The 18,564-nt window shown below is 71.5% G+C and carries 15 protein-coding genes; 10 read left to right on the forward strand and 5 right to left on the reverse strand.

The window, feature by feature from the left end; translation table 11 throughout:
* Positions 1–193: 193 nt before the first annotated feature.
* Positions 194–769, reverse strand: coding sequence for a class I SAM-dependent methyltransferase (locus ABH928_RS22975; RefSeq protein ID WP_370069632.1), 576 nt, complete (start codon positions 767–769; stop codon positions 194–196).
* Between the two features lie 217 nt (positions 770–986).
* The gene (locus tag ABH928_RS22980) at positions 987–2,345 is read right to left on the reverse strand and encodes a M48 family metallopeptidase (protein ID WP_370069451.1); all 1,359 of its coding nucleotides are present in this window, start codon (positions 2,343–2,345) and stop codon (positions 987–989) included.
* A gap of 129 nt (positions 2,346–2,474) precedes the next feature.
* Here ABH928_RS22980 and ABH928_RS22985 point away from each other — a divergent pair, with 129 nt between their 5' ends.
* From ABH928_RS22985 to ABH928_RS23005, 5 genes are all read left to right on the forward strand, one after another.
* Positions 2,475–4,745 carry an acyl-CoA dehydrogenase family protein gene (locus ABH928_RS22985; RefSeq protein ID WP_370069453.1) on the forward strand — a complete coding sequence of 757 codons (2,271 nt, stop codon included), beginning with the start codon at positions 2,475–2,477 and terminating at the stop codon, positions 4,743–4,745.
* Positions 4,742–5,935 (forward strand): lipid-transfer protein, encoded by a 1,194-nt coding sequence (locus ABH928_RS22990; protein ID WP_370069455.1) that lies wholly within the window; start codon positions 4,742–4,744, stop codon positions 5,933–5,935. The genes ABH928_RS22985 and ABH928_RS22990 overlap by 4 nt, the downstream gene beginning before the upstream one ends.
* A 352-nt stretch (positions 5,936–6,287) precedes the next feature.
* Positions 6,288–7,154, forward strand: a complete 867-nt coding sequence (locus ABH928_RS22995; protein ID WP_370069457.1) for a MaoC/PaaZ C-terminal domain-containing protein — start codon at positions 6,288–6,290, stop codon at positions 7,152–7,154.
* 94 nt (positions 7,155–7,248) lie between these two features.
* Positions 7,249–8,328: a Zn-dependent alcohol dehydrogenase gene (locus ABH928_RS23000; RefSeq protein WP_370069459.1), complete on the forward strand. Its 1,080-nt coding sequence runs from the start codon at positions 7,249–7,251 to the stop codon at positions 8,326–8,328.
* An 89-nt stretch (positions 8,329–8,417) separates the two neighbouring features.
* Entirely contained in the window at positions 8,418–9,362 is a 945-nt protein-coding gene (locus ABH928_RS23005) for a 3-oxoacyl-ACP reductase (protein ID WP_370069461.1), read from the forward strand.
* Positions 9,363–9,441: 79 nt separating this feature from the next.
* Here ABH928_RS23005 and ABH928_RS23010 read toward each other — a convergent pair whose 3' ends face one another.
* Entirely contained in the window at positions 9,442–9,591 is a 150-nt protein-coding gene (locus ABH928_RS23010; RefSeq protein WP_370069463.1) for a hypothetical protein, read from the reverse strand.
* 167 nt (positions 9,592–9,758) lie between these two features.
* Entirely contained in the window at positions 9,759–11,813 is a 2,055-nt protein-coding gene (locus tag ABH928_RS23015; protein WP_370069465.1) for an alpha/beta hydrolase family protein, read from the reverse strand.
* Positions 11,814–12,211: 398 nt separating this feature from the next.
* Between ABH928_RS23015 and ABH928_RS23020 the strand changes: the two genes are divergently transcribed.
* The 4 genes from ABH928_RS23020 to ABH928_RS23035 all read left to right on the forward strand — a co-directional run bounded on the left by ABH928_RS23020 (position 12,212) and on the right by ABH928_RS23035 (position 16,301).
* Positions 12,212–13,105 (forward strand): Nif3-like dinuclear metal center hexameric protein, encoded by an 894-nt coding sequence (locus ABH928_RS23020; protein WP_370069467.1) that lies wholly within the window; start codon positions 12,212–12,214, stop codon positions 13,103–13,105.
* A 33-nt stretch (positions 13,106–13,138) separates the two neighbouring features.
* Positions 13,139–13,882 (forward strand): zinc ribbon domain-containing protein, encoded by a 744-nt coding sequence (locus ABH928_RS23025; RefSeq protein ID WP_370069634.1) that lies wholly within the window; start codon positions 13,139–13,141, stop codon positions 13,880–13,882.
* Between the two features lie 105 nt (positions 13,883–13,987).
* Positions 13,988–15,124 (forward strand): bifunctional RNase H/acid phosphatase, encoded by a 1,137-nt coding sequence (locus ABH928_RS23030; protein WP_370069469.1) that lies wholly within the window; start codon positions 13,988–13,990, stop codon positions 15,122–15,124.
* Between the two features lie 199 nt (positions 15,125–15,323).
* Positions 15,324–16,301, forward strand: coding sequence for a phospholipase D-like domain-containing protein (locus tag ABH928_RS23035; protein WP_370069471.1), 978 nt, complete (start codon positions 15,324–15,326; stop codon positions 16,299–16,301).
* A gap of 71 nt (positions 16,302–16,372) precedes the next feature.
* Here the strand turns inward: ABH928_RS23035 and yaaA are convergent, their stop codons facing one another.
* On the reverse strand, positions 16,373–17,173 hold the full coding sequence (yaaA, locus tag ABH928_RS23040; protein ID WP_370069473.1) for a peroxide stress protein YaaA: 801 nt from the start codon (positions 17,171–17,173) through the stop codon (positions 16,373–16,375).
* A gap of 147 nt (positions 17,174–17,320) precedes the next feature.
* On the opposite strand from yaaA, the gene serB reads away from it, so the two are divergent.
* Entirely contained in the window at positions 17,321–18,547 is a 1,227-nt protein-coding gene (serB, locus tag ABH928_RS23045; RefSeq protein WP_370069475.1) for a phosphoserine phosphatase SerB, read from the forward strand.
* The last annotated feature ends 17 nt before the right edge of the window (positions 18,548–18,564 follow it).

Raw genomic sequence — 18,564 nt, forward strand, 5'->3', positions numbered from 1 at the left:
CCCGGTTCGATGGCGGCCACCGTATCGAACCGGTTCGTGGGCGCGGCGGATCTTCCCGACGGTCGTGGTCCCGTTCTGGGCCGGTCCGGACGGGTCCGCCGGAACAGAACGGTCCGTGCGCTTTAGGGCGTTCTGTCCGGGTGGCGTGCGTGGTCGGTGCGGCCGATCCAGCCGCTCCAGCCGGTTCGGCCTGTCAGCCGCGTCGCAGCACGCGCAGTGAGCCGGTGACGGAGATCTCCTCGAAGCCGTCGGCAAGAGCGCGCAGGTAGATCCGGTACGGCGCCTGACCGCCGTCGGCCGGGTCCGGGAAGATGTCGTGGATCACCAGCAGGCCCTCGGGTGCCAGGTGCGGGACCCACCCGTCGTAGTCGCCGGTCGCGTGCTCGTCGGTGTGTCCGCCGTCGACGAAGACCAGCCCGAGCGGCCTGCCCCAGAGCGCGGCCAGCTGCGGCGACCGCCCGACCAGGGCCACGACGTACGGCTCCAGCCCGGCCGCGTGCAGGGTGCGGCGGAACCGGGGCAGGGTGTCCATCAGGCCGATCTCCGGGTCGACCAGCGTCGCGTCGTGGTACTCCCAACCCGGCTGCTGCTCCTCGGACCCGCGGTGATGGTCGACGGTGACGGCCACGCCGCCCCCTAGCCGCGCCGCCTCGGCGAGCAGGATCGTCGACCGGCCGCAGTAGGTGCCGACCTCCAGCAGCGGCAGCCCGGTCCGGGTCACCGCGTCCACCGCCGCCGCGTAGAGGGCGAGGCCCTCGTCGACCGGCATGAACCCGGTGGCCGCCTCGAACGCGGCGAGCACCGCCTCATCCGGCACCGCCTCAATCGGCCGCGCCGGGTCGAGCTGCGGCGCCGTCGGGGCCGTCGTTGACGTCTGCGCCATCTCTGTGGCCTGCGAGGTCGCGTCCATAGCGGGTCACCTTACCGGCGGGTCACTTCCGCCGGATACGGGCGGTGCGCAGCGTTGGCCTGCTCGGCGGTCGAGCTCAGCTGTCGAGGACGTGGGCGGCCAACCGGTTCGCAAAAGGCCGCAACTCGCTCGCGATCGCGTCCCAGGTCTCGGCCGACGGCGCCAGCTCTGCCGGAGCGTCGGGGAAGGCGCGCACGTACCCGACCCGGAGGTGGGTCGGCGGGTGGCTGCCGTCCGCGACGGTGTCGCTCAGCTCGTCGGCGACGATCCGCCGGGTGCGCTCCGTCTCGGGGATCGACCGGACGTACTCCTGGAGTTCGGCCCAGAGGGTCTCCGGGCCCTCCTGCGTCTCCGTCTTCGCCGGGGCCTTCGCGCCGCGTCCACTCGGTACCCACCGAGCCGCGACCGTGCGCTGATGGACGACGTGCCAGTACGCCGACTGCAGCGTGAGCGCCCCGAGCAGTCCCGCTGCTCCGTCCGCTCCGGCGAGGCGGACCGCGAAGCCGTCCGCCAGGTACTCCGCCCGGCGGCTGTCCGCGAGGGTGAACCGTTCCAGCAGCCGGAACCAGAGCACGACCAGGCCGCGGACCGCGAACATCACCACCTGGGCGAGCGCCTCGCCGGCCACGGCGAGACCGCCTCCCGCGCTGCGGCCACCGCTCAACCGGCGTCCGGGCAGCAGCATCTCGTACCACTGTGCGAGGGAGACCAGCGCGGTGCCGAGCCAGAATCCGCTGGTGGCATCGCCGTTGGCCCCGTGGCCGAACTCGTGGGCCAACAGTGCGACGCGCTCCTGCGGTTCGAGCGAGTACCAGAGCGGCACTCCGATCGTCAGCACCACCCGGCGTCGCAGCCCGGCGCGGCGGTAGCTCGCGTTGAAGGAGGCGTTGAGCAGGATCGCGTCGGCGCGCCGTGTTCCGAGCCGGTCGGCGACGGAGTCGGCCAACGCCCAGAGCTCCGGGGCCCGTTCGCGGCCCGGCGTCGGCGCGCTCTTCAGCACGCGGGAGAAGCGGCCCAGTCTGGGGCGGAGGAAGACCGCGATCAGGACCACCGCGACGCCGAAGGCGTCGGCGATCCAGGTGCCGAAGGTCAGCAGCCAGCAACCAAGGGCGAGCAGGGCGAAGGTGACCAGGTGTACGGGTAGGGCCAACACCGCGGCGGCGCACCAGTTTGCGGACATGGTGGGCCGCAGCGTCCTGCCTTCGGCGGCGGCTGTGCCGACCTCGGTGAAGAGCCGTTCCTCCGCGTTGCGGTCGAGCCGGCCGGTGAGTCGCCGACGACTGCTCGGAGCAGCGTCGGAGGCTTTGGGCTGCCCAGTGCTCGGCAGGGCGTTCCAGCGGCAGGCGGGACACCAGCGGGTGAACCGCTCGTCGTCGGTGAGCGTGCCGCCGCAGTCCGGGCAGGCGGCAGCGGTGCTGGTCACAGGGGTGGTCACGGCGGCAGATCATGCCGTAGGCCGACGGCCGCGCGAAAGAGGTCTCCCTGGAGCCTTCCCGCTCTGCTCTTCCCAATTACTGGAACAGGTTCTAATCTGACGGCACGTCAGTTCCGGGAAGGGGCGTGGATGGCCATCGGGATCAGCGAGGAGCACCGGGAGCTACGGGCCTCGGTGCGTCGCCGACTGGAGCGGGATGTCTCCGGTGAGGTGGTCAGGGGCGCGCTGGCGGAGGGGCCGGGTGCGGTGGGGACCGTTCGGCCCTTGTGGTGGAAGGGGTTGGCCGAGCAGGGGATGCTCGGTCTCCACCTCGCCGAGTCGGTCGGCGGAGGTGGAGGCGGCCTGCTCGACCTGGCGGTCGTGGTGGAGGAGACGGGCCGGGCGGTGCTGCCCGGCGCGTATCTGCCCACCGTGCTGGCGTCCGCACTGCTGGCCCCGTCGGGTGACGCCCGCCTTGCCTCCCTTGCCGAAGGCGGGCTCACCGCAGCCGTGGTCCGCGGTGGTCCGCTCCGCGTGGCCGACGGCCGGATCAGCGGCACGGCCACGCCCGTGCTGGGCGCGGCGGAGGCCGACCTGCTGCTCGTCCGTGCCGGGGGCGGCTGGTACACGGTCGATGCGGACGAGGTCCGGATCACCCCGCTGACGGCGCTCGACCTCACCCGCGGCCTGGCCCGGGTGGACTTCGAGGGCGCCGCCGCCGAGCCTGTGGCGGCGGTGGGCGACGGCTCCGGCGCCGCTGCCTCCGACGTGGTCGCGCCCGACGCGGTTGCCTCCGACGCGGTCGCGTCCGTCCTGTTCGCCGCCGAGGCCTGCGGGCTGGCCCGCTGGGCGGTGGAGACCGCCGTCGAACATGCCAAGGTGCGTGAGCAGTTCGGGCGCCCGATCGGCCAGTTCCAGGCGGTCAAGCACCTCTGTGCGGGGCTGCTGGTCCGCGCCGAGAAGGCCGCCGCCGCGACCTGGGCCGCGGCGCGCGAACCCTCGCCGCTCACCGCCGCCGTGGCGCTCGCCCTCGCCGTCGACGCGGCCTGCGCCAACGCCGAGGACTGCATCCAGATCCTGGGCGGTATCGGCTTCACCTGGGAGCACGACGCCCACCTGCGCCTGCGTCGCGCTCTGACGCTTCGTCAACTACAGGGCGGCGAATCGGCGCTGTGGCGAGCGGTCACCGAGGCTGGGGCAGCGCAGCCGGGGGAGTGGCGGCCGGAGCTGGAACTTCCGGCCGAGGCCGAGGAGTTCCGCGCCGAGGCCCGCGCCGCCGCAGCCTCCGTGGCGGGCCTCGAACCGGCCGAGCAGCGCCGCCGCCTCGCCCCCGGAGGCTGGGCCGCGGCCCATCTGCCGCAGCCCTACGGCCTCGGCGCGAGCCCGCTGCGCCAACTCGTCGTCGAACAGGAGCTGCGCGCGGCCGACGTCCGGCTGCCGGACCTGACCATCGGCAACTGGATCGTCCCCTCCCTCGTCGCCCACGGCACCGAGGCCCAGCGCGAGCGCCTGCTGATGCCGACCCTGCGTGGTGACATCACCTGGTGTCAGCTCTTCTCCGAACCCGAGGCCGGATCCGACCTCGCCTCGCTGCGCACCCGCGCCGTCCGCCAGGAGGACGGGAGTTGGCGTGTGGACGGGCAGAAGGTGTGGACCTCCAGCGCCCGCACGGCCGACTACGGCATCCTGCTGGCCCGTACCTCGCCGGAGAAGCCGAAGCACAAGGGTCTCACCTACTTCGTGGTGGACCTGCGCCGTACCCAGGGCATCGAGATCCGCCCGCTGCGCGAACTGACCGGCGACGCGGTCTTCAACGAGATCTTCCTCGACGACGTCCGGCTGCCCGCCGACGCCGTGGTCGGTGCGGTCGACGAGGGGTGGAAGGTCGCCCGGCACACGCTCGGCAACGAGCGGGTCCACATGGCCGACTCCAGCCCCACCGGGCCCGCCGTCCGGCGACTGCTGCACGCCCACGGCGGCGACCTGGTCGCCGATCCGGTCGCGCTCGGTCGGATCGCCGCCGACGAGCACGTGCTGACCTGCATCGACCTGCGGACCGCGCTCACCGCGCTGGACGGCCTCGACCCCGGCGCGGGTGGCAGCGTCCGCAAGCTGGTGTCGGCCCCGCACGCGCAGCGCGTCGCCGCGTGCGCGCTGGAACTGTGCGGGGCGTCGGGGGCCGTGTACGAGGGTCTCGGACGTGAGGCCGGGCACGCGGTGCTGATGGCGCGCTGCCTCACCATCGCGGGCGGCACCACGCAGGTCCAGCTCAACGTGGTGGCCGAGCGGATCCTCGGCCTGCCACGCGACCCGGAACCGGTATCCGTGCCCGCATCCGTGCCCGCATCCGCATCCGCACCGGCACCGGCACCCAGGCCCGCACCCACGCACCACGTCTCCCAGAACAGGAGTGGCGCATGACCGAGAAGGTGTTCCTCGTCGGCGTCGGCATGACCCGTTTCGAGAAACCGGAGACCCGGGACTGGCAGTACTGGGACATGGCCAAGGAGGCCGGCGAGGCCGCGCTCGCGGACGCCGGCATCGGCTACGACCTGGTCGAGCAGGCCGCCGTCGGCTACTGCCACCAGCAGTCCACGGCCGGACAACGGGCTGTCTACGAGGTGGGGTTGACCGGTATCCCGGTCTACAACGTCAACAACAACTGCGCCACCGGCTCGACCGCGCTGATGATGGCGCGTCAGTTCGTGGCGGGCGGCCTCAACGACTGCGTGCTGGCGCTCGGCTTCGAGAAGATGAGCAAGGGCGCGCTCGGCGGCGGCAGCGGCGCGGACGGCTTCGCGGTCAGTCCGGTCGCCCGGCACTACGGCATCATGGCCGCCAAGCACGGCTTCGAGCGGACTCCGCCCACCGCGCAGATCTTCGGTAACGCCGCGCGCGAACACATGGAGCGCTACGGCACGACCGCCGAACAGCTCGCCCTGGTCGGGGTGAAGAACCACCGTCACTCGACGGCCAATCCACGCGCCCAGTTCCGCGACGCCTACTCGCTGGAGCAGGTGCTGGAGGCGCGCACCATCCACGAGCCGCTGACCAAGTACCAGTGCTCGCCGACCTCCGACGGCTCCGCCGCGGCCGTCGTGGCCAGCGGGCGGTTCGTGCGCGAGCACGGACTGGAGGACCGGGCCGTGGAGATCGTCGCCCAGGCGATGACCACCGACACCGAGGAGAGTTTCGCCTCCGGCTCCTGCATCGACGTGGTCGGCAAGCCGATGTCGCGGGAGGCGGGCCGGGCCGTCTTCGAGCAGTCGGGCCTCGGGATCGAGGACGTCGACGTGATCGAGCTGCACGACTGCTTCTCCGTCAACGAGTTGCTGACGTACGAGGCGCTGGGCATGTGCGCGGACGGAGAGAGCGGCAAGCTCGTCGCCGACGGCGCGACCACGTACGGCGGGCGCTGGGTGGTCAACCCGTCGGGCGGTCTGATCTCCAAGGGCCACCCGCTGGGCGCGACCGGCCTGGCCCAGGCCGCCGAGCTGGTCTGGCAGCTGCGCGGCCAGGCGGAGGGCCGCCAGGTCGCCGGGGCCCGGGTCGGCCTGGCGCACAACATCGGCCTCGGGGGAGCCGCAGTGGTCACCCTGCTGCGGAAGTGACGCGGTCGGCGGGGGAATCGCACCGACAAGGCCGTGCCGGAGCGTTCTCAACTCCACTGCGATGCGCTAGAACTTGTTCTAGCCCACTGATACTTGATTGAACACGGATAGGTACGCCCAGCCCGCGGGACCGGCAGGACGACGACTGCCGGAGCCCGCGTCGATCGACCCCGGCGCGGCCGACGGTGCGGACGGTCGCGCCGGGGTCTCCCAGTCCCCGGCAACAACAGCGACGGCTGCCGGGCGACATGGTGTGGGACGACAGAGCGACAGCCAGAGAGCGACACCGCCACAGAGACACCGCCACAGAGACACGGCGACAGAGAGACGGCGACAGAGAAAGGCATCCGCAATGCCCATCGATCCCGCAGTGGCGCTGGCCGCGCCCGCGCGCACCACCGACCTCGCCTGGGACCACAAGGACGTCATCCTCTACCACCTGGGCATCGGCGCCGGCGCGCAGCGTCCCGCCACCGACCCGGACGAGCTGCGCTTCACCTACGAGAAGGATCTCCAGGTCATCCCCAGCTTCGTCACCGTTGCGGGCGGCGGACTGGCCAAGGCGGGTGCCTTCAACCTTCCGGGGCTGGACATCAACCTCGCCCAGGTCCTCCACGGCGGCCAGCGGATCGAACTGCACCGTCCCGTCCCGGCCGTCGGCAAGGCGACGCTCACCAGCTCGCTCGCCGCGATCTACGACAAGGGCAAGGCTGCCGTCCTGGTCATGCGCAGCGAGGCTGCCGACGCGGACGGTCGCCTCTACACCTGCGACACCGAGATCTTCGTGCGCGGCGAGGGCGGCTTCGGCGGAGAGCGCGGCGAGAGCGCGCGGGTCACCTTGCCGGAGCGCGGGGCGGACTACCAGCGCGAGGTGCCGGTCCGGCACGACCAGGCGTTGCTCTACCGGCTCTCCGGCGACTGGAACCCGCTCCACGCCGACCCCGACTTCGCCAAGCTGGCCGGCTTCGACCGCCCCATCCTGCACGGGCTCTGCTCCTACGGAGTCACCCTCAAGGCGGTCGTGGACACCGTCCTCGGCGGCGACGCGACCCGGGTCCGCAGCTACGGCACCCGCTTCGCCGGGATCTTCTTCCCGGGTGAGACGCTGCGCGTCCGCATCTGGGAGGAGTCCGGCAACCGGCTGCTGGTGAGCGCGACCAGCGTCGAGCGCGACGACGCCCCCGTCCTGGCCGACACGGTCGTCACCTACCAGCCCTGACGGACACAGGCGTTCCGTCACCCGCTTTCGACTTCGTTCACAGCGATTCGCGCACTGCAACGACCCCGCACTGCAACGACCGAGGAGCCCGAAGATGCGCGCAGCGGTACTGCACGAGACCGGTCAGGAGAAACTCGAGGTCCACGAGGGCGTCGACGTCCCGGCCACCGGACCGGGCAAGGTCCGGGTCCGGATGAAGGCCGCCAGCCTGTGCCACTCCGACCTGTCCGCGATGAGCGGCGTGCTGCCGCAGCCCGCGCCGTTCGTGCCCGGGCACGAGGGCGCGGGCGAGGTCACCGAAGTCGGCGAGGGCGTCGAGGGCCTGGCCGTGGGCGACCGGGTCATCGTCTGCTGGATGCCGCCGTGCGGCAACTGCGCCGCGTGCAAGCGCGGCGAGGGCAACCTGTGCCTGGCCGCGTTCATGAACATGGGCACGCCCAGCTACACCCACCAGGGCAAGGACATCTTCGGCTTCTCGGCCACCGGCACCTTCGCCGAGGAGAGCGTCATCGCGGCCGGGTGCGCGTTCAAGATCCCCGACGACGTCCCCTACGAGGTCGCCGCGCTGATCGGCTGCGGGGTCACCACCGGTGTCGGCGCGGCCATCAACACCGCCAAGGTGGAACCGGGCTCGTCGGTCGTGGTGGTCGGCTGCGGTGGCGTGGGCATCGCCGCGATCCAGGGCGCGAAGGTCGCGGGCGCGGCCCAGATCCTCGCCGTCGACCCGGTCGCCGGACGCCGCGAGTGGGCGCTGCGCTTCGGTGCGACCGAGGCGGTCCACCCCGACCAGCTCGACGAGGCCAAGAACCGGATCACCGGTGGTGAGGGCTTCGACTACGCCTTCGAGGTCGTCGGCCGGTCCGCCACCGTCCGCACCGCCTACGACGCCACCCGGCGCGGCGGCGCGCTGGTCGTCGTCGGCGCGGGCGCGATGGACGACATGGCGCAGTTCAACATGTTCGAGCTGTTCTTCAACGAGAAGCGCATCCTGCCGTCCCTCTACGGGGGTTCGGACGTACTCGCCACCTACCGCACGGTCATCGAGCTGTGGCGGGCCGGGCGACTCGACCTCGAAGGCATGGTCACCCACCATGTCCGACTCGAGGCCATCAACGACGCGCTCCAGCAGATGCGCACGGGCGAGGCCCTGCGCACCGTCATCGACCTGGGCTGACCGGCTTCAGACAGCCCCCTGTTCTGCTCTCCTCCGATCCGAACCTCGCTCATCGATCCGAACCTTGCTCATCGACCGGGAGTCAACGGATGACCACCTCTCTGCAAGGCCTCACCGCGATCGTCACCGGCGCGGGCCGGGGTCTCGGCCGCGCCGAGGCGCTGGAACTCGCCCGCGCGGGCGCCAACGTCGTCGTCAACGACTTCGGTGCGCCCGGCCGGGACGGCAGCGGAGGAGCCTCGGCGGCGCCTGCGGATGAGACCGTGGCCGAGATCCTCGCCCTGGGCGGCCACGCCGTCGCCCACTACGGTGACGTCGCCCACCTGGCCGCGGCCGAGGCGCTGGTCGACCTGGCGGTCGAGACCTACGGGCAGTTGGACATCCTGGTCAACAACGCCGGGATCCTCCGCGACCGGATGGTCTTCTCGATGAGCGAGGAGGAGTGGGACTCGGTCATCCACGTCCACCTCAAGGGGCATTTCGCCACCACCCGTTTCGCCGCCGCCCATTGGCGCGACCGCAGCAAGGCGGCCGGCGCTCCGGTCTACGGACGGATCGTCAACACCTCGTCCGAGGCCTTCGTCGCGGGTTCGGCGGGGCAGCCCAACTACGCGGCGGCGAAGGGCGGAATCGTCGGGCTCACCACCAGTTCCGCCTCGGCGCTGGCGCGTTACGGCGTCACCGCCAACGTCATCTGCCCGCGCGCCCGGACGCGGATGACGGAGGACGTCTTCACCGGCTCGATGTCCGCTCCGGGCAACGGGATCGACCCCCTGGCCCCGGAACACGTCTCCCCGCTGGTTGCCTATCTGGCGTCCCCGGCGGCTGGCAACGTCAACGGGCAGTGCTTCGTGGTCCATGGCGGCATGGTCGCGGTCCTCGGCGCGCCGCCGGTGCTGGCCAAGTTCGACACGGCGAAGGAGGCCTTCACCCCCGGTGAGCTCGACGAGCTGATGTCGCCGTTCTACGCGGAGCGGCGGCCCGGTGACGGCTTCGCCAACATGGCCGTGCTGGGCCTGAAGCACGAGGTCTGAGCACTGCACTGCCACATGCAGGGCGCGGAGCCTCGCCGGAAACCCGGTGGAACCCCGCGCCCTGAGCTGTGTGGCCCGGTTACTCCGCGCGGCGGTGGCGGCCGTGTGTCGCGGGGTTGCCCTGGCTGCTGTTCTCCTTGACCTCGCTCTCGGACAGGTGGCCCCGGTGACGCCCGTGGGCGTCCTCCTCGGCGCCGTTCTCATTGATGTCGGTGAGGGCATCAGACATGAGAGTTGTCTTCTCCGTTTGCTCATCGTCGTCGTACACGTTCACTACTGCTGTACTGCACTTGCTCTACTGCTCTACTGCTCTACTGCTCTACTGCTCTACTGCTCTACTGCGACGAGTGCGTTACCGCACTTGTGTTTCAACCCTAGTAAAACCTTCGGCTCGATTCACGTCGGGCGCGCACTACGCAAGAAACCCGCCAGCAACTCCTGCAGCAGCGGCGCACCCTCCTCGGCCAGGACCTCGTGCCCCGCGCCCGCTGCCTCGACGTACTGGAAGTCGCTCCCCTCGACCCGGCCGATCCGCAGCAACTCCTGCCGCAGCAAACGGGACTGGGTGACCGGCACGACATCGTCCGCGTCGCCGTGCACGATCAGCAACTCGGACGTCAGCCGATGACAGAGCAGCAGGACGTCCCGGGGGCCGCGCCCGTCGGCAGGCTCCTCGGCCGCGCCCATCCGCTCGGCGAGACCTTGCACCGCGGGTCCGGCCTCCGCCTGCAGTCGTGCTCCCGACAGGAACGGTGACACGGCCGCCACCCGAGCCACCCGCTCCGGCGCTGTTCCCGCTGCCAGCAGCGCCAGGAACGCGCCGTAGCTGACGCCGAACAACGCCACCCGGCCCAGGCCCAGTGACGCGCGCTGCCCGCCGATGCTCCGGAGCAGCGTCAGCACGTCGTCCAGATCCGGGCCGCCCCAGGCGTTCTGGACGGCTTCGGCATGCTCGGTGCCGTAACCCGTGCTGCCACGCTGGTTGGGCGCGACCACGGCCATGCCCTCTGCCGCGAAGCGTTGCAGCGTCGGTTCGAACTCCAACCGCCAGGCGTCGGCGGGGCCGCCGTGCAGGGCCATCACCAGGTGTTCGGCGGTGAGCCAGGCGTCGCCGCCGTAGACGACGCCCTCCAGCGGACCGGCCGCGCCCGGCAGGGTGACCGTCTGCGCGGACTCCCATGGGCGGCCGTCGCCGCGCCGTGCGCTGCCGTCCAACCGCCAACCCGTCTCGCGTGGTTGGGGGATGACCTTGACCACGCTGTTGAACCCGGCCCGGCCGCCCTGCAACGGAGCCAGCCCCAGCGGCACGGGCTGGACTATCGGTCTGGTCTCGCCGCTGAGCAGCAGATCGACGTCGACGGAGGCCATCGCCGCGGGATGGTCCGGGGCGGAGTACGGCATCCGCAGGCCCGCCACCGACCAGTGCGCCACGCCGCCCAGCCTCCCCGGAGGGACGCGGAGCGGATCGAGCCGCGCAGAGCCCGGCTCCCACAGGGCGAGCGTCGAGGTGGCGCCCCAGTCGGCCTGGACGGCGACCCGGTTGCGCCCGGGCTCGATGGCGATCGGCCGCAGGAACTGGCGTCCGCCGCGCAGGCATTCGGGAAAGCGGGGCGGCTCGTCGGACCCGAGCCGCCCCCAGCCGAGCCGATCCTCACCGGGCGCGTCGCTGCGGACCAGGACCAGGCCGGTAGCCGGATCACAGGCGGCCAGGCGGTCGTTGCTGCGGGCGGAGAGTTCCAGCAGCGGCGAGACCGATCCGGTGACCAGGTCCAGCGCGACCGCCTTGACCCGGGGGGAGCCGTCGGCGAGCCGTTGCAACTGGTCCAGCCCCAGCAGGCGTCCGCCCTCGTCCAGCCAGATCCCGCCGCCGCTCCGGCCGAGCAGCTCGGCGACGAGCTGCGGTGCGGAGACGCCGTCGGCGCTCACCAGCCAGACCGAGGTGGTGCTCACGCCGTCGGTGCCGAGCGCCACCGCGACCGGAGCGCCGGGGGCAGGCGAGGGGAGTGGCAGCAACCGCAGGCCCGCCTGTTGGAGACGACCGGCAGACAGATCCGCCTGACCGTCCGTGCCCCGGACCACCAGTTCCTGCCAGAGTCCCTCGTGACGGCAGATCAGCACCCGGCCGTCGGCCAGCGGAAGCAGCTGCGACTGCAGGTGCTCCGACCGGTGGCCGCCCGTGCCGGGCCGGAGCGGCTCCGGAACGCAGAGCCCGCCCGGCTCCTGGCTGAGCCGCCAGCTCTCCACGAACCAGCGCCCGTCCGCCTCGGCGGCCAGGCAGGCCGCGTGCGAGCCGTCGGCGGAGAAGGCGAAGCTCACCCGCCGCAGCGCGGCCGAGGTGTGCCCGCCGGGCTGCCCGGAGGCTTCACCCGCCGCGGAGCTGCGGTGCGGAGAACCCTGGGAACCCTGCGAGCGCTGAGAACGAGGAGGGACGGTGAGAGGGATCGCGGTCATGGCTGCACCACCGCTGCTCGGTCGACGGCCGAGGGGCGGTCGACGGACAAGTAGGAGACGTGTGCGCGTACAAGTGCGAGGAGGAGATGTGCGTGTGCGTGTACTGCGCGTCCGAGTACGAGGGCGCGAGGCAGCGCGGCGTGACGCGCCCCCCGGCGCCGACGGGATCGGCCCGACCAGCTGAGCCGCCTCTGCCCTGCTCGCAGCTCGTGATCCGGCACGTCCCGCTGTGGAACGCGGCCGGGCGGTGACCTCGTCCGCACCACCGAAGCTACTTTCGTCTGTGCGCCGCTCGCACGGGATCGCGGATTCATCACTCGTACGGGTGGAGCTGCCAATCGGGCCGTAACCTTCCGCGTTGTCCGAAGCGGCGGCTCTGCCGCGATACCCTCGGACACGTGCCGAAACTCGCTGACGTCCGCTCCGTCCTCGACGAGCTGTACCCGCCCGCCTGGGCGGAGTCGTGGGACGCCGTCGGACTGGTCTGCGGTGACCCCGAGGACGAGGTCAGCCGGGTCCTGTTCGCGGTCGATCCGGTTCAGGCCGTGGTCGACGAGGCGGTCGCCTTCGGCGCGCAGCTGGTGGTCACGCACCACCCGCTCTATCTGCGCGGCACCACGAGCGTGGCCGCCGACACCTTCAAGGGCCGGGTCGTCCACACGCTGATCCGCAACGGCATCGGCCTGCTGGTCGCCCACACCAACGCCGACCACGCCGACCCCGGTGTCTCCGACGCCCTGGCCGAGGCGGTCGGTCTGCGCATCACCGGTCCGCTGATCCCCGATCCGACCGACCCGCAGGGCCGCCGCGGCACGGGCCGGATCGGCGAGCTGCCCGAGCCCGAGCCACTCGCCGCCTTCGCCGCGCGGGTCGCCGCCGGTCTCCCGGCCACCGCCCAGGGCGTCCGCGCCGCCGGTGACCCGGACCGTCCGATCCGACGCGTCGCTGTCTGCGGCGGCTCCGGAGACAGCTTCTTCGCCGCCGTCCGCGAGGCCGGCGTCGACGCCTACGTCACCGCCGACCTACGGCACCACCCCGCCTCCGAGGCCCGCGAGCACGCGGACATCGCGCTGGTCGACGCCGCCCACTGGGCCACCGAGTGGCCGTGGCTGCGCAGCGCCGAGAGCCGACTGCTCGCCACCGCCGAGAAGCACGGCTGGGAGCTGGAGACGCGGGTGTCCACCCAGGTCACCGACCCCTGGACCGCACACGCCCCGATGGCCTTCCCGGCCACGTCGGCCGTCATGGCCGACGCCGCCACTTCGGCCACCACCGCCGTCACGGCCCCCTGACAGCCACCCCTTCCACCCGCTGAGGAGCACCCCCTGAACGCCGCGCCCGCCGACCAGATCCGCCTGCTGGACCTGCAGGCACTTGACTCCCGCCTGGACCAGCTCGCCCACCGTCGGCGCACGCTGCCCGAGCACGCGGAGATCGAGCAGCGCAACGCCGACCTGTCCCAGCTGCGGTCGCTGACCGTCGCCGCGGAGACCCAGCTCAGCGACACCCAGCGCGAGCTGACCAAGGCCGAGCAGGACGTCGACCAGGTCCGCCAGCGCGCCGCACGCAACCAGAAGCTCCTCGACTCGGGCAGTGTCAGCTCCGCCAGGGACCTGGCCAACCTCCAGCACGAGGTCGGTTCGCTGGCCAAGCGCCAGGGCGACCTGGAGGACGTGGTCCTGGAGATCATGGAGCGGCTCGAGTCCGCCCAGACCCGGGTCAGCGAGATGACCGCCCGCCGTGACGACGCCGAGAGCAGCGCCAAGGAGGCCGAGGCCCGCCGGGGTGTCTCCTACGGCTCGATCGATGCCGAGATCGAGAAGACAACCCGCGACCGCGAGGCCGTCGGCGCCGCGCTCCCGGCCGACCTGATGAAGGTCTACACCCGCCTGCGCCAGCAGAACGGCGGGATCGGCGCGGCCCGCCTCTACCAGCGCCGGTGCGAGGGCTGCCGGGTCGAGCTCAGCATCACCGACCTGAGCGTCGTCCGCGCCGCCGCGGCCGACGAGGTGCTCCGTTGCGAGAACTGCGGCCGCATCCTGGTCCGCACGGCGGACTCCGGTCTCTGACCGCTGCATCCGGCCCCGACGCGGGTATGACACGGTGGACGCCGGAATCTCCGGGATCGCGGCGAGTGCGGCGAGTGTGGGGAGCTTGAGAAGCGGAGGCAGGCCGTGACCGTAGCTGCGGGAGCCGGTCGACGGTTCATCGTCGAGGCGGACGGCGGGTCTCGGGGCAACCCCGGGCCCGCCGGCTACGGCGCGGTGGTGCGCGACGGCGACACCGGCGAACTGCTGACCGAGGCCGCCGAGTACATCGGGCGGGCCACCAACAACGTGGCGGAGTACCGCGGCCTGATCGCGGGCCTGCGTGCCGCGCACGCCATCGACCCGGAGGGGTCGGTCGCGGTGCGGATGGACTCCAAGCTGGTCGTCGAGCAGATGTCGGGCCGCTGGCAGGTCAAGCACCCGGACATGAAGCCGCTGGCCGCGGAGGCACGTTCGGTGTTTCCAGGCGACCGGGTCGGCTACACCTGGATCCCGCGCAATCAGAACAAGCATGCGGACCGGCTGGCCAACGAGGCCATGGACGCGGGCCAGGCCGGCGGTGCCTGGGAGCCGAAGTCCACCCCGGCAGTCACGACCGCGCCCGCTCCGGCAAGCTCCGGATGGGCCGCGCCGCCTGATCTCGGCACGCCGACGACCTTCGTGCTGCTGCGCCATGGCGAGACCCCGCTGACCCCGGAGAAGCGCTTCTCCGGCAGCGGTGGTGCCGACCTCTCCCTCTCCGACCGGGGCCGCTGGCAGGCAGGGCGGGCCGCCTCCGCGCTTGCCGTGCGCGGAACGATCGAGGCGATCGTCTCCTCTCCGCTGGCCCGCTGCCGTGAGACCGCGGGCGTCGTCGCGGACGCCCTCGGCCTTGAGGTCCACGTGGAGGACGGCCTGCGCGAGACGGACTTCGGCATCTTCGAAGGCCTTACCTTCGCCGAGGTGAAGGAGCGTCACCAGGCGGCGCTGGATGCCTGGTTGGCCTCGCCCAAGGCGGCCCCGCCGGATGGCGAGAGCTTTGTCGCCGTCACCCGTCGCGTCTCGGCGGCCCGCGACCGGCTGCTCACCCGCTATGCGGGCCGGACGGTCTTGGTCGTCTCTCACGTCAGCCCGATCAAGACCTTGGTGCGCCTCGCACTGGGTGCACCCGCCGAGGCGCTCTACCGGATGGAGTTGAGCGCGGCAGCACTCTCCGCGGTCCAGTACTACGCGGACGGCAACGCCTCGCTGCGCCTCTTCAACGACACGTCACATCTGCGTTGACCAGCGCCGTTCCACGCGCGTAGCGATCTCCCTCACGGAGTCTCCCTGCGTGCGTCGCAATTTAGCCATGGACATTTCACTTTGAACTTCTTCTGAAGAAGTCTACGCGCGTGGTGTGCTGGTTCGTGGTCGGCCGACCGTTCCGCGAGCCCCGTCAGCAGCACTGGCTCTCCGTCAACTCCCCTAGGAGAAGCACCACATGCGCAAGGGAATCCGCCAGGCCTTCGTCGCCTGCGCCGCCGGAGCCGCACTCTTCGCCGGCGCCATGCCTGCCCACGCCGCAAGCTACTCGGCCTTCGCGTTCAACCTCGGATCCTCCGAGCCGGACATCTACAACTTCATCAACTCCGCCACGTCGACGCTCGACATGACGATGTACGAGCTCAGTGACACCACCGCCGTCAACGACCTGATCGCCCGTGAGCAGGCCGGTGTGACGGTCCGCGTGATCCTCGACCGCACCCGTACCTCGGTCAACGACTCCGCGTACAACACACTGAAGAACGCGGGCGTGGGTGTCGTCTGGTCCTCCTCGTCCTACGTCTACACCCACCAGAAGACCATCACGGTGGACGGCTCCGAGTCGCTGATCCTCACCGGCAACCTGACTTCCAAGTACTACTCGACCAGCCGTGACTACGGCGTCTTCGACAACGACCCCAACGACGTCTCCGCGATCGAGAACGTCTTCAACGCGGACTACACGCAGACCGCGGTCACCCCCAGCGACGGCGACAACCTGCTCTGGTCGCCCACCGACTCGCGCAGCCGACTGCTGACCGTGATCAACGGCGCGACGACGACCCTCGACGTCGAGGAGGAGGAGTTCAGCGACCAGACCGTGGTCGACGCGATAGCGGCGCGCGCCTCGGCCGGCGTCAAGGTGCGCGTGGTTGTGGAGGACCCGGCCAGCTACTCCAGCGAGGTCTCCGAGATCCAGAACGCCGGTGGCATCGTGGTGGGTTACTCCTCCAGCACCGGCTTCTACATCCACGCCAAGGCGATCGTCGCCGACTACGGCCTGTCCACCCAGGCGGTCGAGGCCGGCTCGATGAACATCAGCAGCAACTCGCTCGACAACAACCGCGAGTTGGGCGTGATCCTCACCGACGGCGGTGTGGCCTCGACCATCGAGAACGCCTTCAGCAGCGACTACCAGGGCGGCACCGCAGCCTGAGCACCTCTCTGATCGCCCGCCCGATCACCCGTCTGACCACGCGTCTGTTCGCCCGATCAGAGCTCGGATGATCAGAGCTCGGAGACGACGACGTCCAGCGCCCACGGCTTCCCGGCCGTGGGCGCCGGCGTAGGCGCCTCGACCGTGTACTTGAGGTCGAGCAGGGCCTCGACCAACTCGGCCGGAGAGCCGGGGTCGGCCCCCGCCTCCAGCAGTTGCCGCAGCAGGCGGCCCTTGGTGGCCTTGTTGAAGTGGCTGACCACCGACCGCTTGGTCACGCCGCTCACGACCCGCTCGTGCAGCACCCGGACCGTCGCGGTGCGTGAGGCGACCTCGCCCGTCGGCTTCCACAGCGCGGCATAGGCCGAGGAGCGCAGGTCCAACACCAGCCCGTCGCCCGCAGCCTCGGGCATGGCCGCCGCCATCGGCTTGCGCCAGTACGCGCCGAGCCCGCCCAGCGGCGGCAGCTTGACGCCGCCGGAGCAGCGGTAGGGAGGGATCCGGTCGGTGATCCGGACCGCACCCCAGAGGCCGGAGAAGACCAGCAGGCTGCGCTCGGCCAGCGACCGCGCCTGCGCCGGGAGCTCGGCCAGGCCGAGCGCGTCGTAGAGCACTCCCGTGTAGAGCTCGCCGGCCGGCAGTGCGGCGGCCGTCCGGAGCTGTGCGTTGCGGGTGAGCTCACCCCGAAGACCGTCACTGAGCCCGAGGACCTCCAATGCGGTCGGCTCGTCTCCGGTGCTGAGGGCGACGAGCGCGTCGAGCACGCTCCGACGGGTCGTGGTGAGCGAGGGAAGCGCAAGAGCCTCCAGATCGAGCGGCGCGCCCTCTCCGGACGCGGCCTTCCCCTCCGACGGCGGCAACAGCACCAGCACTGAGCGACTCCTCCTGACAGGTCTTCCCGCAGGCAACCTTACGGTCTGCTTGCCCGTGTCTGCGCCGAGCCGCCGGTCCGCCCGGGTGTCCGTCTGGCGGGACACCGGCGAGGTGCCTGATGGGCAGCCGGTAGCGTGGGCCTCACCATGAACGCAAAGCCTGCCGCCGACGCAGCCACCGCCGAGACCCTGAGCCCCGACACCCCGACCCTGCTGGTCAAGGTCTTCGGGAAGGACCGCCCGGGCATCACCACGGGCCTGTTCGCCACCCTGGCCGAGCACGACGTCGACGTCGTCGACTTCGAGCAGGTCGTCACCCGTGGACGCATCGTGCTCTGCGCCCTGGTCACCGCCCCGCCCCGGGACGGTGAGCTTCGCGCCCAGGTGCACCAGTGGGCGGAGAGCTGCAGGCTCGAGGCCGAGGTGATCTCCGGCAAGGGTGACAACCGGCCCCGTGGCGAGGGCCGCTCGCACGTCACCGTGCTCGGCCACCCGCTGCCTGCCTCGGCCGTGGCCGCCCTCAGTGCTCGGATCACCGAGGCGGGCGGCAACATCGACCGTGTCTTCCGCCTGGCGAAGTACCCGGTCACCGCCGTCGAGCTGGCCGTCTCCGGTGTCCCCACCGAGACTTTGCGCGCCGCCCTGGCCCCAGAGGCCGCCGCCCAGCGCGTGGACGTCGCCGTCGTCGCCTCGGGCCTGCAGCGCCGGGCCAAGCGACTGGTGGTCATGGACGTGGACTCGACCCTGATCCAGGACGAGGTCATCGAGCTCTTCGCCGCCCATGCCGGCTGCGAGCCGCAGGTCGCTGAGATCACCGCCGCTGCGATGCGCGGTGAGCTGGACTTCTCCGAGTCGCTCCGTGCCAGGGTCGCCCTGCTGGCGGGCCTGGACGCGGACGTGGTGGCCAAGGTCCGCAGCGAGGTCCGGCTGACCCCCGGTGCCCGGACCCTGATCCGCACCCTCAAGCGGTTGGGCTACCAGGTCGGCATCGTCTCCGGCGGATTCACCCAGGTCACGGACGACCTGGTCGACCGGCTCGGGCTGGACTTCGCAGCCGCCAACACCCTCGAGGTGGTGGACGGGCGTTTCACCGGCCGGGTGGTCGGCGACATCGTCGACCGGGCCGGCAAGGCCGCCATACTGCGTCGCTTCGCAGCGGAGGCGGATGTCCCGCTGGAGCAGACCGTCGCCATCGGCGACGGCGCCAACGACCTGGACATGCTGAACACCGCGGGGCTCGGTGTCGCCTTCAATGCCAAGCCGGTCGTCCGTGAGGCCGCGCACACGGCCGTGAACGTGCCCTTCCTGGACACCGTCCTGTACCTGCTCGGGATCTCCCGGGAGGAAGTCGAGGAGGACGACGGCGCGGCGTAAGCCGCCGTCCGGAGCAG

The organism is Streptacidiphilus sp. MAP5-3, from assembly GCF_041262505.1.
GTDB lineage: Bacteria > Actinomycetota > Actinomycetes > Streptomycetales > Streptomycetaceae > Streptacidiphilus.